Genomic DNA, 18,575 nt, shown 5'->3' on the forward strand with positions numbered 1-18,575 from the left:
CTTAAGGGATAATCATTAAGGAAAAATAGCCCGGTAGTGGAAAGCGCAGAAGAAACAGGCTAAAACGATAAAAAAGTCAGGTTCCCGGATGATCGATACGATGCGAAAACGTGATCGACCTTAGATGCGAATCGATGATCGTTCGCATGCGAATATGCAGTCTGTCACCCACTTTTTACCGTCCCACGTATCAAACACACTTTCTGGCTTCAGCTGCGTGACATTATCCGGCAGTTCGCCGAATTGGGTGACAGTCTGTTCCTGCCGTGTTTCAGTGCTGTAAACCGTTTGTCCGCGATGATCTGGTGAAAACTCCCACGACTTTACATCTGCCGCGCGACATAGCGCTTTCCCTGCCGGTGGTAGCTCTGGCTTATCGGGGTAACTGTGGGCGGGAAGGCCTACACCAAGAATGAGATATTCCATGCTGGCGCTTTGGTATTCACCCTTGGACTGGTCAACATGATAGACAGTGGTCCAGCCTGCTTTTTCGCTTAGCCCGTCTTCGCCTAATTTGGCGGTTTCAATATCAGTTGAATAGTTGCTCATTATGCTGCTCTCACAATGTAGTTAAAGGCGATGTTGCGCGGGCGGGTTTCGTTAGCGGTTCGTGTTTGTCGCGGTGAATCAAACACCCCGCGTGCGCCACCACTATCGCGTGATGATACCGCGTCGTAATTAACCGTCGCGGTGCTGTCGATGTATAAGGCCCCGGAGGGGGGATAATCAATACTTCCACCAGCGGCTTGATCGTCTATAACCCATTTTGCTGTTATCGGTTGCATCGCATCATTCTGCGCCGAGAGAAGTGAACGCCCAGGATCAACCCCGCGCCCCTCATCAAAGCCACGAATAAACTCACCGCGCAGGTTGGGTAGCTTGCCGGTGGGGTAGAGAGCGGCTAAAACCGGATGGGTCGTTTTGTTAAAGGTTTGGCCGTTGTATTTCAGAAACACCTCAGGCACAAAGGCTCTAGGAAACGGCAGCGGAATACCAGCAGGTATCCCCTGAAGTATGTGATTATGGATCCATTCACTCAGATATCAGCCCCAGACCGAACCGTAGATATTGCCGTCATGGGCTATCCTTGCAGCTCCGGCATACAGGTAAGAAGGGGCACGAAAACCGCCATCTTTATGAAAAATATAATCGCCGCCGTCATTGCCGTTGTTTAGCCGAACGCCATCACCGCCCTTGTCTTTGTAGAGCAACATGCGAACGCTACCATCCTGATTATGAAAAACTAGATGCTTGCGGTCATCCCCCCTTAGTAAGATTTGAGTACCCTGTAAAGTCATGTTGCCATTGACCGTTCCGCCGGTTTTATGTAAATAGTGGTTATCTGCCTCACTGCGGCTGTAAACCTCCAGATTTTCCCGTGACCTCGCCTTATCTTTTAGCGCCGCCAGATTATCGTCTTTGCGTAGGCAGGCGTTTTGTGCCGTTTGCACAAAGGCCGTCGTTGCAAGCTGGGTGCTATTGTCATTGACTTTAGCTGTCGGTGCCGTCGGGGTGCCGGTGAAAACCGGGCTAGCCTTGGGCGCATACTGCGGATGTGGATCGGCGTGATGGATGTGTGTCGCCATCAGCGCATCGGCATAGGCTTTCACCTCGATAACACCATCATCCACATAGTGCCGCGTCGCCAGCACGATAGACGGGTCAATCTTTAGCGCCAGTTCCTCGGTGCTGTTGACGATCAGGATCATACGGATAGTCTGGGTACGCCCGCTGCCTTCCTGCATCTGTGGTTTGTAGCTTTCCGGGCAGTTGGCTATCGCTATCAGGGTGCCGTCTTTGTCAAACAGTCCAATTTCCCTTATCAACCATCCGCCTTCATTTTCCGGAATAACCTGCTCGGCGATGATCTGGTTGCCGTTAAGCAGGTCAATGCTCAGTTGATTGAGGGCAGCGCGGCGGCGTTCGCCCTTTAGCGCGGTTTGTGTCGGCTCAGGAAACGGCAGGCTGCAGCCGCCATCACCCACTGCCATGGTGCTCAGGTCAAGCTTGGTGCCCAATGCGGCGGCGTTCGCCAGCCGGGCCGCACCCTAGTGGTTCAGGATGCCAAAAAATTTTATGCTCATGATGGGATGCTCACGGTCAGGGTATCAGCGGTGTGCGTGCCTGCCGCGCCTCAGAGCTGCGCGGTGACACTCAGGGTTTCAGGGGTATAGGCGTAAACGGTCAGGATATCGCCGCCATAGCTGCCGACGGCGACCTGCAGCGTGCCGTTAACGTCGAGATCGATGGACAGCCCGACAAGATGACGGCTGACCGATTTGGCATCGGCAATCAGGCGCTCCAGCTCCTAGTACATCTCTTCGGTAATGCCATTTTCCAGCACACCGATAATCAGGCGGAACGTGCCGGGAGTTTCGTTCAATTGCCACCATTCGTGCACCTCGATCAGGTAGCACAGCAGCTCTACCACGCGCCGTAAGGCGCTGATAGTCCCCTTGTGGCGATGAATAAAATGACTGCTGGCAATAACCTGACGCTTGACAGCATCCGGCCAGCGCTCATCCCAGCGGTCAACGGAAAAGGCCCACGCCAGATACGGCAGCAAATTCACCGGGCAGGTTTGCGGGTTGAGCAGCTGACGCAGCGGGACGGGCAGCTGTGCCAGCTGGGCGCACTCTGCGGCCGCCGCCACTTCGAGCGGGGTAGAGCCTGTTGGCAGTAAACGACCGTCATGCATCACTGCCTCCGGGGGTCAGCGTATGGCGTTGGCAGTATGACGCATGGGTGGCGTCCAGCACGATATCCGCCTCGGGGCGTTTGAGTACCACCCTCTGTACGCCTTCCACATGCAGGGCGGCATAGAGGGCGGACAGCCGGATATCCCGCCCCAACCGATGCTGGTCGTGTGCGTAGGCGTCAAGCCGTTGCTCTGCCGCCTGGCGGATGGGACGGGCTTCCGGTCCCGGTAACAGGTGGAGGACAGCCTCCACCTCATAGGGCACGATGCGCGCGGATTGTACCGTGACCCTGTCGGCAATCGGGCGCACGGCGTCGGCATTCAGGGCGGCGACGACTTTCTCTATCAGCGCGGCGCTGGCGGTGCCGTCACCCTCGCGGGAAAGCACAGAGACGGTGATGCAGGCAGGCGATGGACTGATAACAGAGATATCTGCGACGCGGCCATTGGCACTGCGACCATGGAACTGGTAAGCGCCGCTCGGGCCGGCGACGCTCAATCCTTCAAACGCCTGCTGGATACGCAGGCGAAAATCCCGATCACTTTCTTTCACCGCATGCGTGATGACTAGGCGTTGGACGTTATAGTTGGCCCCCAGTTGATCCAAGTCGGTGCCGGTGGCGTAGGCCAGCATGTTCGCCTGCGCGGCCTCATTGATGCGCTGACGCAGCAACAGTTCGCGGTAGGTGTTTTCCTGCAACAGCTTGACCAGCGGCTCGGATTCATAGCGCAGCGTGCGCCGCAGGGCCTCGCGCTGATCTGGCGGATAAAGGGCTATCAGTCTGTCCTTGCGTTGGGCAAACAGCGTCTCAAAGTCGAGGAACGCAATGACGTTGGGCGCGGGGAGCTGGCTTACATCGATGGTCGCCACGGTTATCCTCTTAAGGGCAGTGTCAGGGTGAGCGGTGCGGCGGTATCGGTACGCTGTCCCACCAGGTCAACCGTCATTTTTCCGCTGGCCTCGGTAGACAGCGCCAGCTGGCTGAGCGTCATGCGATCTTCCCAGCGCAGCAGCGCGCCGTAGATAGCGGCCATGATTTGCAGCCTTAATGCCGGCGTCTGTGGCTGGTCAATCAGCGCAAAGAGCGTCGAGCAGTAGTCCCGGCGCATAACGCGGCTACCGGTGGGGGTTTGCAGGATATCGGCCACCGACTGGCGCAGATGTGCCATGTCGGACAGGGCCTCGCCGGTGTGGCGGTGCATCCCCAGAAACATCATGCTCCTAGTCCCCCTGACAGGTCACTCCCGCCTTTAACGCCGCCGTGCCGGTGGCTGTCCAGCGTCACGCCGTTGGAGGTCAGGCTACCGCCGATGTGGGTGAGGGTGCCCTGCATCGTGCCGCCCTCAGTGATACTGAGCGTGCGGGCGCGCAGATGGTGTGTGCAGATGACCTCCGGCGTATCGAACTCGATATTCTCACTGGCGGCCACCAGGACGACACTGGTGGCCGCAGCCACCGATTCGCTGGCCTGAATGTGGGCGGTTTTGAGGCCGCGCGCCGTCAGGATCGTATTCCATCACCGCACCGTCCGGGAACGTCAGGTGTACCGCATCCGGTGCACTGGCGGGTGCCGGGTGGATGTCGGAAAAGACGGCCGGCAGCACAAAGCCACCGGACAGATCGCCACCCGGACATTTGCCCATTCATGCTCTATGGCGGGAAATACCGGTGATGTTGCCCCGCTTGCGTCTGGCAATAGATGCGCTGGTCTAGGCCACCACCGCACGATCTTAGTAGGCAATCAAGGGAGTGTGCTGAGGCACTTTACCGATTCTCGCACCACCAAATGTCCGGCCAATTCAACATGCTGCGTCACCCCCAGCGACTGTGCGGGAACCAGCTGCTGGGTTAATAGTTGCAGTGTGGCTCTCGCAACCGCATCAAGCGGCATGTGCACCGTAGTCAGTGATACCGGCAGCATATCCAGTGGCAAAATATTATCCATACCCACCAACGAGATATCATCTGGAACGCGAATACCACGCTGTGCCAGCGCATCCACCACGCCCACCGCCTGATTGTCCGCCGCGCAAAAAATCGCAGTCACACCAAGGCGGTCAGGATGTGCGGAAAGCCAGCGCAGCATGGCGTCACGCGCGGTGAGGGGGTGGAAATCAGGCAAAGCCAGAATCAGTGACTCATCGACAGCAATTCCTGCCTCCAGCAAGGCATCACGGTAGCCGCGTTCCCGCTGCTTAATAGTGATGCAAGACGACCAGGTTAAATGCAGAATTCGCCGATGTCCGTGTTCTATCAGATGACGAACGGCACAGGCTGCGGCGGCATAGTTAGCGGGAGTAACGCGGTTTAAACGCATGGAAGGATCTTCACCGTTGATCAGCACGGCAGGTATTCCACTTTTCACCACCGCCTGCAACAAGGGGATACTCTCGTCATTGACGATCACAATGCCACTCTGCCGCATACCTTGCAGCGATGCACTCATTTGCTCTTCCGTCATGGCGTCATGCTCCGAGGGAAATGGACGCAGTCGGATATTACGCTGTACGCACAATGTGTTGAGCGCATTGATCAATGACAGGGAAACCAGATTGTAATCACTTTCCAGCATCAGGTTGCGCGGCGCGGCCAACAGAACATGGCGCAAGGGATCCAAAGCTTCGGCCACCGGTTTCGCCAATTTATGCAGCGGATAGCCCTGTTCAGCGGCAATCGCCAGTATCTGCTGTTTGACTTTAGCACTGATCGGCGCAGTACCATTTAATACACGAGAAACCGTACTGATAGAGACGCCTGCACACTCCGCGATATCCTTTAATGTTGCCATTGTTCCTTCATCCCTGTGTTTGCAAGGCTCACGATAGACGGTTTTAGCAAGAAATCACTCAATGCATCAGCCCCCTTTCCTATCGCTTATATCTACACTGTCGAGGGTTAACGCAATAACAACCATAAGAACATTTACACGCAGACAAGGGCCAGAGCCGCCATGTCACATTCTCTTACGTCTTTCTGCTGGCGCTTGAAATGCTATATTATAACATAATAACAAATTTCTCTCTGTATGGCACTCGCGAGTGAGCTTCTATTCTCTTTCCGTCTGGGCGCGTATCAGCATTGCGCTGGCGCTGTTAGCGTTGTTATGGGCGCTGGTCGCTTGGGCGGTATCGCTACCATGATCGCACTGCACAACCTCACATTCGGCTACACCGCATCTTCACCGCTTGGCACGCTGAGCGGCAGCTTCAGCGCGGGTTCACTGACGGCCATTGTCGGTGAAAACGGCAGTGGAAAATCGACGCTGTTAAAAACCCTTGCAGGACTAATTCCTCCCTTGGCGGGCTCGTTGACGCACGATGGTAACGCCGTACCGCGCATTGGCTATTTGCCACAGCTGTCGGAGTTCGATCGCCAGTTTCCTTTGAGCGTCATGGAGTTGGTGTTGATGGGCAGCCTGCCGCAACGCGGCCTGTTCGGTGGCCTCAACAGTCTCTGGCGGCGTAACGCATATGCCGCATTGGAAGCAGTTGCGATGTCCGCGTTCGCCACCCGTCCTATCAGGCATTTATCGGGAGGCCAGCTACAGCGCGTCCTGTTTGCCCGCTTGCTGTTGATGGACGCACCGGTGCTGCTGCTCGATGAACCGTTTACTGGTGTTGATGCCGAAACAACACAGGCTCTGCTGGCCTTAATCCACCAACGTCATGAGCAAGGATGCTCCGTTCTGGCGGTGCTGCACGATCATGACATTGTCGACCGCCATTTTCCGCTGGTGCTACAGCTCAGCGCCGCAGGCCATCGCTGGGGCGCAACCCACGATATATTCACCTCGGCACACCCCGCGCACCACGGCACGCAGGCGCGGATCAGGGCGGTAGTATGATGACAACAAATCTCCTTTCACCGCTGGTGGAGTTCGGGTTTATGCGGCGCGCACTGGTGGGATGTATCGCGCTCACGCTCAGTGCCACGCCGCTGGGTTGCTTTTTGTTGCTACGCCGCATGAGTTTGATCGGCGATGCGCTATCGCACGCGGTGCTGCCCGGCGTCGCCATTGGGTATCTGCTCTCCGGCATGTCGCTGTTGGCAATGGGTACCGGCGGGTTTATCGCCGGGCTGATCGTGGCGCTGCTTTCCGGTTTTGTTAGTCGTAACACTGCGTTAAAAGAGGACGCCAGCTTCGCCGGGCTCTATCTGGGTTCGCTAGCGCTCGGTGTGACGTTAGTGTCACTGCGCGGCTCCAGCGTTGATCTGCTACACGTGCTGTTTGGATCAATTTTGGCGGTCGATCACGGTGCGTTGATCGATATCGGCCTGATCTGTTCGGTCTCGATACTGCTGTTTGCATGTCTCTATCGTGCGCTAGTGATCGAATCATTTGATACCACCTTTATGCAGCTCGCCTCACCGCGAGGACGTACGCTGATCCACGCGTTATTTCTCGCACTGGTGGTGCTCAATTTGGTGGCAGGGTTTCAACTGCTGGGCACGCTGATGACGGTCGGCATGATGATGCTACCCGCGACCTGCGCCCGTTTCTGGACAGCTCGCTTGCCCGTCATGCTGGCGGTCTCAGTGCTGGTAGGCATTGCTTCCAGCTTTATCGGCCTGCTGTGGTCCTACTATGCCTCACTGCCCGCCGGACCTGCCATCATCCTGACCTCCACGCTGTTTTTCGCGTTCTCGGTCGCCTTCGGCGCTGAGGGAGGCATGCTTCGCCTGCGCAGCTAATATCATCCACATGTCATCAATGAGGACATCATGAAACATCCTGTTATCGCACTGGCACTTTCCAGCCTGTTATTCAGCACGTTTGCGATGGCGAAGCCGTTGCAGGTTGTCGCTAGCTTTTCCGTTTTAGGCGATATGGTCAGCCACATTGGCAGCGATCGCATCGTCGTCACCGATTTGGTCAAGCCCAACGGCGATCCCCATGAATTCGAACCCTCGCCGCAAGACAGCAAAACGCTCGCGAGCGCGGATCTGGTTGTTGTTAACGGACTAGGCCTAGAGGGTTGGTTAACGCGTCTGGTATCCGCTTCCGGTTATCAAGGAAAAGTGGTGACCGCCTCGCAGGGCATCCACACATTGGCAATGGAAGAAGAGGGTAAAACCCAGACCGATCCGCACGCCTGGAACAGCGCAGCGAATGGGATTATCTACGCGCAGAATATCATCGATGCGCTAGCCAGCGCGGCACCGCAGGATGCTGACTATTTTCGTCAGCAGGGAAAAGCCTATATTCAGCAACTTCAGGCGCTGGATAATTATGCCAAGAAAACCTTCTCTGCCATTGCGCCAGAAAAACGCAAAGTACTTACCAGCCACAATGCGTTTGGCTATTTCAGCCAGTCCTATGGCGTAACCTTCCTAGCACCGCTGGGTTATTCAACGGAAACGGAGGCCAGCAGCAAACAGGTTGCTGAGCTTATTCGCCAGATCAAACAAGAGAAGGTCGTCAGCTACTTTATCGAGAACCAGACGGATCCTCGTTTGGTGAAACAGATAGCCAGCGCCAGCGGCGCACAACCGGGCGGTGAACTCTACCCGGAAGCATTAACTGACAGCAATGGCCCGGCCGCCAGCTACACCGCTGCGTTCAAACACAATGTGGACACCCTTGCCGCCAGCATGAAGTAAACGGGGCATCTGGCGCACGGGTTATTTCGCCCCGTGCGCCAGATATTTCTGCATCTCCGCGTCCGGCACCATGCCACCGCCCGTCGCCCACACCATATGCGTTGCCTGTTGCATCGCCGAAGCAGACAACGACAAACGCGACAGGTATTCCGCGTTGCCTGCCACGCGCCACGGCCCGGCCATTCCAGCCAACGCCGAGGGCTCCAGACAGAGTGCTTCGGTTTGCGCCAGCATCGCCAGCAAGCGATACATTTCGTCATCGCTCAGCGTGTAATAACCGTCAATCAACCGCACCATGGCACGTCCAACAAAACCGGATGGACGTCCCACCGCCAATCCATCGGCCGCCGTCAGGTTATCGATGCCCAAATCCTGCACCGCAATCCCGTCGTGCAAGCCGGTGTACACGCCCAGCAGCATACAGGGCGAGTGCGTTGGCTCAGCAAAAATACAGTGCACGTGATCGCCAAACGCCAATTTCAGACCGAACGCCACCCCGCCCGGCCCACCGCCCACGCCGCACGGCAGGTAGACAAACAGGGGGTGTTCAGCGTCTACCACCATGCCACGCTCAGCAAACTGTGCTTTGAGCCGACCGCCGGCAACCGCATAGCCAAGAAACAGCGAGCGAGAATTCTCGTCATCAATAAAAAAGCAGTAGGGGTCGTCCTGTGTGGCTTTGCGTCCTTGTTCAACGGCGACGCCGTAATCCTGTTGATATTCCACGACGTGAGCGCAGTGTGCGCGCAATCTGTCCTTTTTCCATTGGCGCGCATCCGCCGACATGTGTACCGAAACCTTGAAGCCCAGGGTCGCCCCCATAATTCTGATCGACATACCGAGATTGCCGGTCGACCCCACGGCAATACGGTATTGGCTAAAGAAGTGCCGCGCATCTTCGTTCGCCAGTTGACGATAATCATCCGTGACGGTAATCAATCCCGCCTGTAATGCCAATTGTTCCGCGTGTACCAGCACTTCATAGATACCGCCGCGCGCCTTTATCGAGCCGGAAATCGGCAAGTGGCTATCTTTTTTCAGCCACAGTTTTCCAGGCAATGCCCTGCCTTATCGTGCATCCAGCGCGGCTTGCATCGCGGCGATGTCAACCATATCGGACTCAATAATGCCTTCACTCGCCGCCAACGCGGGAAAAACCTGGCGGAGATAGGGAGCAAAACGGCGTAAGTGCGCATCCGCCGCCTGCACATCCGCGAGCCCAAGCCCGACGTAGGACAATCCCTCGGCAAGCGTGGTGCTCTCCGGGTTAAACCAGGTCACGTCACGCAGCGCAACCAGGCATGCCATGAGCGGATCGCGCTCAATCAGCGTTTTGATGTGAATATCAACCATTGTTTCCCTGTCTCCCTTTCGCCCAATGCTTCGCCAACCATACGCCGAATCCCAACTGTGATCACCTGCATCAGCATCCCCCCCAAGAGGCCAAAAAACGTACCGACGCGCAATGTCGATACGGATATCTGTATAAAAAACCTAACACTTCAAGTAAGTTATATTAATTAAAAAATTACCCTGATTGATAATCGGCATTTATAATTATCATTCTCAGCAACGTCGATAGCATGGCAGGGTACAGAGACGGTATTCAGTGGCTTATAACAACCACCCACTGCGTTATCTTGCAACCGGTTCAACACATACAGGTTAAACATTGCGTCATGCGGCAAACTGAAACACCTTTTCTCAAGCCACGGTAGACATGGCCGATAACTTCACCAGATTGGCAAGGATGCGATACCTGAATCCACATGCCGAGTTATGTTCATTACCACTGATTGGATAATAACGATGCTATCCTCCAACAATGCCGGATTATGGTTCAGATTAATCATTTTCATGCTGCTCAGCGCGGTATTGGCGCTGTTCATTGGTCAATCCTTTATTGCGCAGTCAGAACAAAAGCGCTTGGTGAGCTACGCGCAAGAGGTGTTAGCGCAAGGGGTCGCCATCGCGCAAGAAAGTCGTGAAACCATGCAGCGCATACTGTTATTGGGCAATGTCCCATGCTCCGATGCCGACCTGCGCGAACTACGCCTGCTGTCCTTTTACGCGCTTAATCTGCGCGACGTGGGACGCATCGAAAACGATCATCTGATCTGCTCTGCGGGGTGGGGAAGACTGAATCCCCCTATCCCGCTGTTTCCGCCCGATCTGACGACATCGACGGGCACACAGCTGTGGACCGCCATGGAAAGGCTGGTTGACCCCAGGATCACCGCCGATATCGCCAGCAACGGAGGCGTAGCGACGATCACCGCTTCTGCTGCTTTTCGCCGCTATTCACAACCTCCACAGGGATACAGCGCCACCTTAATCAATAAGAATCTCGACCACCCCTACCAAACCTTCGGTTCCCTGACACTTCCTCATAAAGAAGACTTAAGCAGATTAAAAAACGGCTGGCTCACCCTGGGTACACGCCATTTTTTCACCTGCTCAAACAGCTTTGATATCTGTGTGCTGGCGCAGTTTGAGGACGCGGGAGTGATATATCGCCCATGGTATGTGATAGCGGGCATCATTCTGATGGGGGCAGCATTAGGCGGCAGCTTCACGCTGTGTTACTCGCTTTACCGTGAAAAGCGGCGCTCCCTGCCCTGCCAACTGGAACGGGCCCTGAAGAACGATCAACTGCGCGCCCACTACCAGCCATTGGTCAGCCTTACCACGCGCTCGCTGATTGGCGTTGAAGCCTTGGTGCGCTGGCGCAACGGCGCGGGTGAGGAAATTTCGCCAGAGGTGTTTGTGCGCATCGCCGAAGAAAACGGCATGATCGATGAGCTAACCCGAGCCATCACCCGCTGTGCAATTCGGGACATGCGACCTTATCTGACGCAGCCATCGTCTTTTACGCTCAGCATCAACCTTGCGGTAAGTGACATCATCTCTCCCGACTACCACCGCTTTTTGCAGCGTGAGTGCGAGCGCAACGGTGTGATGCGCGAGCGTGTTATTTTAGAACTGACAGAACGCTCTACCGCATCACCGCAGGTACTGGAGGTTGCACTGCAATCGTTGCAGCAGCAAGGGCATAAAATCGCGCTGGATGATTTCGGCACCGGCTATTCAAACCTGGATTACCTGAGCCGTTTCTCATTCAATCTGGTGAAGATAGATAAGATTTTTGTCGGCGCGATCGGCACAGATTCCGTCAATGCCGCCTTCACCGATGTGCTGTTCTCTTTGGTACAAAAACTGGATGCCAGCATCGTGGTGGAAGGGGTGGAAACGCAGGAACAGGCCGCTTATGTGGCGCGACACTGCCCGAATGCAATTGTGCAAGGGTGGTATTTTGGCCGACCGGCGAGCATTGATCAGTTTGTCGAACCTGAGCATTATCGCTGCCCGCCCATTGAATCATAACCTGAGCCGCGTGATGCAAAGCGGCACAAGACGTTACACCAAATGCAGTTGCACCGGCTGCGCGTGCAGCAGTTGCTGCGTCTCCGGTGCCAGCGCGCTGTCGGTAACGATGTCAGTCAGTGCCGTGAGCGGCGTAACGCAAAACAACGAATAGGCGCCGTACTTGCTGCTGTCGGCCAGCAGCACACGGCGGCTGGAATTCATGCCCAGATCCTGTTTCACCCCGGCTTTCTCTTCGGTTGGCGTTGTGATGCCTTTTTCCATACTCCATGAGTTGCAACTGATAAAGGCAATATCCGGGTAAATGCTGCGCAACAGGCGGCGACCATGCCCGCCAATGCAAGACTGGCTGCTGTCATCAATGCGGCCACCGATAATGGTCACTTCGATCTGTTTAACTTCTGACAAGAACAGCGCAATCTGCAAATCTGCCGTAATCACACGCAGCGGCAGGTGCGTCAGGTTACGCGCCAGTTCGAGCATGGTGGTGCCCGCATCCAGCACCACGGCATCGTCCGGTTGCACCAGTGACGCCGCGTAGCGGGCAATCGCCTGCTTTTCTGCCAGATTGCGATGCAGCTTCTCATTGGTGGTCGGCTGCGAGGGAATAAAACGGTTGAGCGTGACGCCGCCATGGCTGCGGCTGATCACGCCCTGTTCATCAAGCTTGATGAGATCGCGGCGGATCGTCGCCGGTGAGGCGTCGATCACGGCAACCAATTCGTCTACCGTCACCAGATTATGGCTTTTCAAATAATCCATAATCTGATCGAGACGGCTCTGCCCTTTTACTCTATCTCCGCTAACGCGGAAAGCATCACTCACTGTTTGCCCCACAACGATGTCCATGATTTGAATCCCCTCCCCTGTCAGGCAAGCTGCATGGCGAGTTGAATCGAGATAGCAATGCTCTCAGACTTCGCTTTACCTGTCCAGGCGATATCAAATGCCGTACCGTGATCGGCAGAGGTGCGAATAAACGGCAAGCCTGCGGTTAAATTCACCCCATCATAAAAGCCCAACAGCTTAAGCGGAATATGGCCTTGATCGTGATACATCGCCACCACCATGTCATATTGCCCTTCACAGGCTTGCAGATAGACGGTATCCGGCGCACAAGGACCGTAGACATCTAATCCTTTTGCCTTCATCGCTTCAACGGAAGGGCTGACAATGGTGATTTCTTCATCGCCGAACAAGCAGTTCTCGCCTGCATGCGGGTTAACCCCAGCGACAGCGATACGCTGTTTGGTATAGCCCACACGTTTCAGGAAGGTATCCGCCATACCGGTTACGGTTTCTACACGGTCGCGGTTTAGGGTATCCAGGAATTTGCGCAATGCAATGTGCGTTGTCACATGAATGACTTTTAGTTTTTCGGTATACAGCACCATGGCGTAATCCCGGCTGTTGGTCAGCTTCGCCAGCAGTTCGGTATGCCCAGGGTAGATGTGACCCGCAGAGTGCATTGCTTCCTTGTTCAACGGCGCCGTCGCAATCGCCTGAACCTCCCCTGCCATCGCCAAAGCTGTGACCTTTTTAATGCAGCGGTAGGCCAGATCCCCTGCCTGGACCTGCACCACGCACGGGATGAGCGTTTGTGGGTCGGCCAGCGGCTCATCAATGATATTAATAATGCAGGGGGAAAAGCGCACCTGAGCCGGTTCATCAATCACATTCAGCTCAACCTGCGGCACAATGTTCAGCGCGAGGATACGACGCAGCGTTTGTACGCAACCCACTACCACGGCAGATGCGCCAGACAATTCCCCTTCTGCCAGAGATTTAATAATAACCTCTGGACCGATACCCGCCGGGTCACCCATGGTTATTGCAATAATTTTACTCACTCCTCAATAAAGCGTAAAACGTGATGCAAGGTGGCTTCATCACCGAAGCCGCCTGCTTTAGTCATGACAGGGATATCGCCGACGATGCTGTCGATGAAGCGTCCCCAAGGTACACAGGACGCAAGCTGTCCTTTGATATGAAACCAGGTAGCACCGAGCGCAGCTGCCACGGCAATCGCCACGTCGCCACCGGAGAGATAGAGCCCTGCCGGACGGCACAACGTCACCGTGCAACGGGCCATTTCTCCCAGAAAATCACTGATCCGTTCGCACAATTGCCGGCGACTGAGGCCGTGCTGTTGGCATAGCTGCGCAATTTCGTGGCGCTGTTGCTCATCACGGCAGGTACGAATCAGACAATGTCTGCCCGCCAGCAGCGCGGCTACAGCGGCGCGCGCGGTGTCTTGCGCCAATGAAGTTCCCGCTGGCGTAAGCAAAGGACGAATATCCACATCAAGCAGCGTCACCTGCGACAGTGCGCTCACCGCAGCGATCTGTTTTTGCGTCATTTCCCTCATCGAACCCACCACCGCCAGCAACGCGGGGCGTGGTGGCGGCGTGAAACGCAGGGCCTGAGCCAGCGCATCACTGAGGCCAGCTGCACCAACCAACAGCGGTTTAACCGGCAGCGTATGCGCAGCCGCTACGATCAGAGCCAAAGTCTGTGGCGTCTCAGCGTCAATAATCACGCCTTTGATACCGGCCTCGCGCAAATGCAGCAGCTTCGCGGCGAGAGCAAAATGATTATTTTCACTCACACTTAATGTGGCCGTGGTCAATGCACTTTGCTCAGCGATACGTTCGGCAATCTCTGCACTGCGTACCGGCGTTTTCGGATCGCTGGCAAATTCGGTTTCGGTCAGCAATGTCCCATTGACCCACACTTTCCCCTCACGCGTGATGCGCCCAAGCGCAGGAACAGCGGGGGCAATCAACGCCATTTCAACGCCGCTGGCCGTCAAGGCCGCCGCGATCTCTGCGCCAAGGTTGCCACGCAGCGTAGAGTCAATCTTCTTGAATACCCGTCCACTGCCGCCCGCTTCGCGCCAGCGGGTTACGGCGTACACCACGTGCAGCGCAGCGTCTTGTGCATCCTGCGGCCGGCTGTCGGTATTGATAACCGTCACCTCATGTAAGGTTCCCGTCGTCAATGCATCCAACTCCAGAATCACATTGACCTGTGCCTGCTGAAGCGCCAGTCCAACCCCGGCATCGTTAGCGCCGGTGAAATCATCCGCGACGACCAACACCTAGTGAGCTGTAAATTCCAGGCCGACATCTTGCCGCTGTGGCATACCCACCCCTTATTTATCGATAACGGCATAACGACGATGGTGTGTCGATTACCTGATAATGATTACATTGAAACACATTTGATTATACATGATCAACATAAAATTATTTAAAAGCAATATAGCCTATAAATTACGCCACAAAATGACGTAATTACGTCATTACAAGATCTTTAAGCACGTATTGATTGATAAAAATCACTTTCACTGCGTGAACACTGTAAAGGAGCGCCATGAACATCAATAGCACTATCATCAGCGGCAGCTAGGCCATTAACGATATCCGCTACCGGCTAACCTCACGCCAGCACGTTCTATTAGTGACTGATCACAATATCGTGCAGCAGTTCGGCGTACAGGCCCTGCTTAACAAGGTCAAAGCGTACGTGCCAGCCATCACCCTGATTGATAATGTGCCGCCGGAGCCGAGTCAGCACGATGTCGCTCATATTCTGGAAGCGTTGCACAATGCGCGCACTGAGCTAGTGATTGGCGTAGGCGGCGGCAGAGTATTGGACGTGGCCAAGCTGCTGTCCCTGCTGTGTGTCGGCGATGACGCAGTCTCTCTTGACACCTTGCTGTCTGGTGAAAAACCGACGCACCGCACCGCTTCCTTATTGATCCCGAAGACAGCGGGCACTGGCTCCGAAGCCGCGCCAAACGCCATTCTGGCGATCCCAGAGAAAGCCACCAAGGTGGGTATCATCACACCGTTAATGCCGCCGGACTATGTCGCCCTGGTGCCGGAACTGACCACCAGCATGCCGTCCCACATTGCGGCTTCCACCGGTATCGATGCACTGCGCCACATGATCGAATGCTTCACCGCGACCATCTCCAACCCAGTGGGCGATAACTACGCACTGATCGGTTTGAAAAAGCTGTTTGCCAATATCGAACTGTCCATCCGTGAACCCGAGAATCTGGAAGCGCGACTGAACATGCTGTGGGCTTCCTACTACGGCTGTGCCGCGATTGCCCACGCGGGCACATATCTGGTGCACGCCATGTCTTACCCGCTCTGCGGCAAGTATCACATTCCCCACGGCGTGGCGAATGCCATTTTGCGGGCACCTTGCATGCGCTTTGTGCGCCCAGCGGCGGAAGAAAAATTCGCACAGGTCTATGACCTGCTGCCCGACGCCAACCTGTCGCTCTCCGTCGCAGAGAAATCTCACGCGCTGGTCACCTATTTCACCGATCTGGTACATCGCCTAGCGCTGCCCAGCTCACTGCAACAATTAGGTATCGAAAAAACGCATTTGCCCGATCTGGTAGAAGGGGCTTTGCAGGTTCAGCGTGTTATGAAAAACATGCCCACCACGGTGAAGGCGGACGACGTGCGCGATATTTATCTGACGCTGTTCTGATTCACAGACTTGGTGTTCTTTTTTTGATTACGCAGTAACGAGGAAAAACAATGAGCAAACGTATTACCGGCGTGTTGACCGCAATCGTCACGCCCTTTGACGGTCAGGGTGAATTCTTCGTACTACACACCGATGAAAAAGTCGCGGTGACCGAAACCTGCGTGGATGAAGTGGCAGGTAAGGTGCCGGTGGTAGGCCATATAGGTGAAATCTCTACGCGTGAAACCATCAAGCTCGGCAAGCGTATCGCCGCGCTAGGTGTCGATGCTGTTTCGGTTATTACTCCCTATTTTATTCCGCTGAAACAAGAAGAACTGATCGCCCACTACTGTGCGGTGGCGGATGCGTTAACGGTTCCGGTGTTCCTATACAACATTCCTGCACGTACCGGTAATACGCTTACGCCGGAAACCGTGCGCATTCTCGCCGATCATCCCAACATCATCGGCATCAAGGACAGTGCAGGCAGCTATGAAAGCCTGAATGGCTTCCTGCAAGCCGCTAAAGATATCCCAAACTTTGACGTGCTCAACGGGCCGGACTCATTGATTCATCAGGGCTTCGTCGAAGGCTGATCCGCGTGTATTTCCGGGCTGGCTAACGTGGCGCCGGAACCGATCATCCAAATCTGGCACCGTTTCCACGCCGGTGATATCGACGGTTCACGTCAGGCACAGGAACAGGTTAGCGAGCTGAGAAAAACGCTGTACGCCATTGCGTTCTCACCTGCTGCGGTGAAGAAGGCACTGACGTTAATGGGCCATGACGTTGGCGTAAGTCGTTACCCCATCCAGTTCTCCGAACAGGATGAAGCGGCTATCCGTCGTATCGTCAGCGCATTTGCATAACAACGTTTATTACCCTGTTTGATAACAACCACCCTGCGACAACAACGACAACGATAGGTCGAAAGATATGAACCATTTTGATCTGACAGATACCCTCATCATCATAAGGATGATAGTGTTCTATATCGCGTTCACTTCTTGGCTGACGCTGAAATTACGCAGTAAATCCAGCTCCGAATTTATGGAAGGCTCGCGCGCTGCCTGCGTTTATCGTCTGTATTTTGCTGATAACCGAGTTTATCGGCGCAAAATCCACGGTTGGTACGGCGCAGTCCGCATTTGAAAGTGGCATCGCCGCTTCCTGGTCCGCTATCGGCTTCCTGCTGTTCGACATGATCCTGGTGAAGAAGATCTACAACACCGGTAAAGTCACCATTTCCGGTGCGATCGCCGAGAAGTACGGTACTTACACCAAAAACATCATTTCGATCATCATGATCTATGCCCTGCTGCTGGTAAACGTTGGTAACTACGTCAGCGGTGCGGCGGCTATCTCCACCGCATTGAAAATATCTCTGCCAGTGGCAGCCTTGATCACGGCGATCGTCAGTACTTTCTACTTCTACTTCGGTGGGTTGAAAGGCGTGGCGTATGTCACCCTGATCCACAGCGGCGTGAAGTACATCGGTGTGATGATCATCCTGTACGTGGCCCTGAAAATGACCGGCGGTATTACCCCGATGGTTCAGCAGATGCCTGAGTTCTACTGGACCTAGGATGGCAACATCGGCGCGAGTACTATCTTCGCTTGGTTAATCGGTACGATCGGCTCGATTTTCTGTACCCAGTTCGTGATTCAGGCGATTTCCGCGACCAAAGATGCGGCATCCGCCAAACGCGCTACCTAGATTGCCTTCCTGTTCTGTATGCCGATTGCACTGGCTATCGCTGTGATCGGTGTGGCCGCGAAGTTTGTTCACCCGGAAATCAAGAGCCTTTATGCACTGCCGGTGTTCCTGCAAGACATGAATCCGTGGGTGGCTGGTCTGGTTACTACCTCGCTGGTGGCGTCCATCTTTATCAGCGTGAGTACCGTGGCACTGGCGATTGAATCTCTGATCATAAAAGACTTCTACGTACCGTACTACAACCCGACGCCGGAAAAAGAGGGCTTTGTTGAATAATAGGTAATCATGCTGTTTTTCCATGCCAGTTTTGGTTGAAAATGCTTCTCATCTCAGGTGTACACTTTTCTCATGAGGCCTAACTGCATGATTTTACGTTGCGAGGATCCGTCGTTTCACTGGGCTGCCAGCATAAAATCTATTTATTCAACAAAGCCGGTTTCTCCTACAAAAAACCGGCGGACGTACCCCATAAATTCAGTGAAGAAAATCAGAAGCAGTTCATTGAATATTATGAGAATTTAAAGAAAACAGCCGGCAATGATCCGATTCTGTTTATCGATGCGGTTCATCCGACACAAGCCACAAAGCTCAGTTATGGATGGATACGAAAAGGGCATAAAAAGTCAGTTAAAACAACGGGAAGTCGAACCCGTCTGAATATACTGGGTGCGCTGAATCTGAGC

General features: G+C 54.8%; 16 protein-coding genes and 6 pseudogenes. 8 read left to right on the plus strand and 14 right to left on the minus strand.

Annotated features, from left to right (window positions below; translation table 11 throughout):
• Positions 1-120: 120 nt before the first annotated feature.
• The 10 genes and pseudogenes from QZ506_RS06505 to QZ506_RS06545 all read right to left on the minus strand — a co-directional run bounded on the left by QZ506_RS06505 (position 121) and on the right by QZ506_RS06545 (position 5,487).
• Positions 121-549 carry a tail fiber assembly protein gene (locus QZ506_RS06505; protein ID WP_367272977.1) on the minus strand — a complete coding sequence of 143 codons (429 nt, stop codon included), beginning with the start codon at positions 547-549 and terminating at the stop codon, positions 121-123.
• Positions 549-1,040: a phage tail protein gene (locus QZ506_RS06510; protein ID WP_367272981.1), complete on the minus strand. Its 492-nt coding sequence runs from the start codon at positions 1,038-1,040 to the stop codon at positions 549-551. The genes QZ506_RS06505 and QZ506_RS06510 overlap by 1 nt, the downstream gene beginning before the upstream one ends.
• A 3-nt stretch (positions 1,041-1,043) precedes the next feature.
• Positions 1,044-1,298: a hypothetical protein gene (locus QZ506_RS06515; RefSeq protein WP_291969935.1), complete on the minus strand. Its 255-nt coding sequence runs from the start codon at positions 1,296-1,298 to the stop codon at positions 1,044-1,046.
• Positions 1,299-1,439: 141 nt separating this feature from the next.
• Positions 1,440-2,036: pseudogene (locus QZ506_RS06520) on the minus strand (phage tail protein); the annotation flags it as partial.
• A 98-nt stretch (positions 2,037-2,134) separates the two neighbouring features.
• Positions 2,135-2,698, minus strand: a pseudogene (locus QZ506_RS06525) (phage tail protein I).
• Positions 2,691-3,569: a baseplate J/gp47 family protein gene (locus QZ506_RS06530; protein ID WP_291969912.1), complete on the minus strand. Its 879-nt coding sequence runs from the start codon at positions 3,567-3,569 to the stop codon at positions 2,691-2,693. Before QZ506_RS06530 ends, QZ506_RS06525 begins: the two are co-directional and overlap by 8 nt.
• 2 nt (positions 3,570-3,571) lie before the next feature.
• Positions 3,572-3,916, minus strand: coding sequence for a GPW/gp25 family protein (locus QZ506_RS06535; protein WP_291969914.1), 345 nt, complete (start codon positions 3,914-3,916; stop codon positions 3,572-3,574).
• Positions 3,913-4,155, minus strand: a complete 243-nt coding sequence (locus tag QZ506_RS21500) for a hypothetical protein (protein ID WP_367272978.1) — start codon at positions 4,153-4,155, stop codon at positions 3,913-3,915. The genes QZ506_RS06535 and QZ506_RS21500 overlap by 4 nt, the downstream gene beginning before the upstream one ends.
• Positions 4,115-4,342, minus strand: a complete 228-nt coding sequence (locus tag QZ506_RS21505; RefSeq protein WP_367272979.1) for a hypothetical protein — start codon at positions 4,340-4,342, stop codon at positions 4,115-4,117. The genes QZ506_RS21500 and QZ506_RS21505 overlap by 41 nt, the downstream gene beginning before the upstream one ends.
• A gap of 98 nt (positions 4,343-4,440) precedes the next feature.
• Positions 4,441-5,487: a LacI family DNA-binding transcriptional regulator gene (locus tag QZ506_RS06545; protein ID WP_291969918.1), complete on the minus strand. Its 1,047-nt coding sequence runs from the start codon at positions 5,485-5,487 to the stop codon at positions 4,441-4,443.
• A 237-nt stretch (positions 5,488-5,724) separates the two neighbouring features.
• Here QZ506_RS06545 and QZ506_RS06550 point away from each other — a divergent pair, with 237 nt between their 5' ends.
• From QZ506_RS06550 to QZ506_RS06560, 3 genes are read left to right on the plus strand one after another with little or no spacing between them, the layout of a single operon-like run.
• Positions 5,725-6,543 carry a metal ABC transporter ATP-binding protein gene (locus tag QZ506_RS06550; RefSeq protein ID WP_367272980.1) on the plus strand — a complete coding sequence of 273 codons (819 nt, stop codon included), beginning with the start codon at positions 5,725-5,727 and terminating at the stop codon, positions 6,541-6,543.
• Positions 6,540-7,391, plus strand: a complete 852-nt coding sequence (locus tag QZ506_RS06555) for a metal ABC transporter permease (protein ID WP_291969920.1) — start codon at positions 6,540-6,542, stop codon at positions 7,389-7,391. The genes QZ506_RS06550 and QZ506_RS06555 overlap by 4 nt, the downstream gene beginning before the upstream one ends.
• Positions 7,392-7,421: 30 nt before the next feature.
• Positions 7,422-8,300 carry a metal ABC transporter substrate-binding protein gene (locus QZ506_RS06560; RefSeq protein ID WP_291969921.1) on the plus strand — a complete coding sequence of 293 codons (879 nt, stop codon included), beginning with the start codon at positions 7,422-7,424 and terminating at the stop codon, positions 8,298-8,300.
• A 21-nt stretch (positions 8,301-8,321) separates the two neighbouring features.
• Here the strand turns inward: QZ506_RS06560 and QZ506_RS06565 are convergent.
• A pseudogene (locus QZ506_RS06565) lies at positions 8,322-9,653 on the minus strand (D-serine ammonia-lyase).
• Between the two features lie 456 nt (positions 9,654-10,109).
• On the opposite strand from QZ506_RS06565, the gene QZ506_RS06570 reads away from it, so the two are divergent.
• Positions 10,110-11,684, plus strand: coding sequence for an EAL domain-containing protein (locus QZ506_RS06570; RefSeq protein WP_291969923.1), 1,575 nt, complete (start codon positions 10,110-10,112; stop codon positions 11,682-11,684).
• Between the two features lie 33 nt (positions 11,685-11,717).
• Here the strand turns inward: QZ506_RS06570 and QZ506_RS06575 are convergent, their stop codons facing one another.
• Genes QZ506_RS06575 through QZ506_RS06585 form a run of 3 tightly spaced genes read right to left on the minus strand, consistent with a single transcriptional unit; the run spans position 11,718 to position 14,784 of the window.
• The gene (locus QZ506_RS06575; RefSeq protein WP_291969926.1) at positions 11,718-12,533 is read right to left on the minus strand and encodes a DeoR/GlpR family DNA-binding transcription regulator; all 816 of its coding nucleotides are present in this window, start codon (positions 12,531-12,533) and stop codon (positions 11,718-11,720) included.
• 20 nt (positions 12,534-12,553) lie between these two features.
• Positions 12,554-13,534 (minus strand): D-threonate 4-phosphate dehydrogenase, encoded by a 981-nt coding sequence (locus QZ506_RS06580; RefSeq protein WP_291969929.1) that lies wholly within the window; start codon positions 13,532-13,534, stop codon positions 12,554-12,556.
• Positions 13,531-14,784 (minus strand): four-carbon acid sugar kinase family protein, encoded by a 1,254-nt coding sequence (locus tag QZ506_RS06585; protein WP_291969932.1) that lies wholly within the window; start codon positions 14,782-14,784, stop codon positions 13,531-13,533. The genes QZ506_RS06580 and QZ506_RS06585 overlap by 4 nt, the downstream gene beginning before the upstream one ends.
• Before the next feature lie 314 nt (positions 14,785-15,098).
• Here QZ506_RS06585 and QZ506_RS06590 point away from each other — a divergent pair, with 314 nt between their 5' ends.
• From QZ506_RS06590 to QZ506_RS06605, 4 genes and pseudogenes are all read left to right on the plus strand, one after another.
• Positions 15,099-16,196 (plus strand): iron-containing alcohol dehydrogenase, encoded by a 1,098-nt coding sequence (locus QZ506_RS06590; RefSeq protein ID WP_291969938.1) that lies wholly within the window; start codon positions 15,099-15,101, stop codon positions 16,194-16,196.
• Positions 16,197-16,246: 50 nt separating this feature from the next.
• Positions 16,247-17,044 (plus strand): annotated as a pseudogene (locus tag QZ506_RS06595) (dihydrodipicolinate synthase family protein).
• Between the two features lie 67 nt (positions 17,045-17,111).
• Positions 17,112-18,153, plus strand: a pseudogene (locus QZ506_RS06600) (sodium:solute symporter family protein); the annotation flags it as partial.
• A 164-nt stretch (positions 18,154-18,317) separates the two neighbouring features.
• Positions 18,318-18,575, plus strand: a pseudogene (locus tag QZ506_RS06605) (transposase); the annotation flags it as partial.

It is taken from the genome of Candidatus Symbiopectobacterium sp. (assembly GCF_020054415.1).
GTDB lineage: Bacteria > Pseudomonadota > Gammaproteobacteria > Enterobacterales > Enterobacteriaceae > Symbiopectobacterium.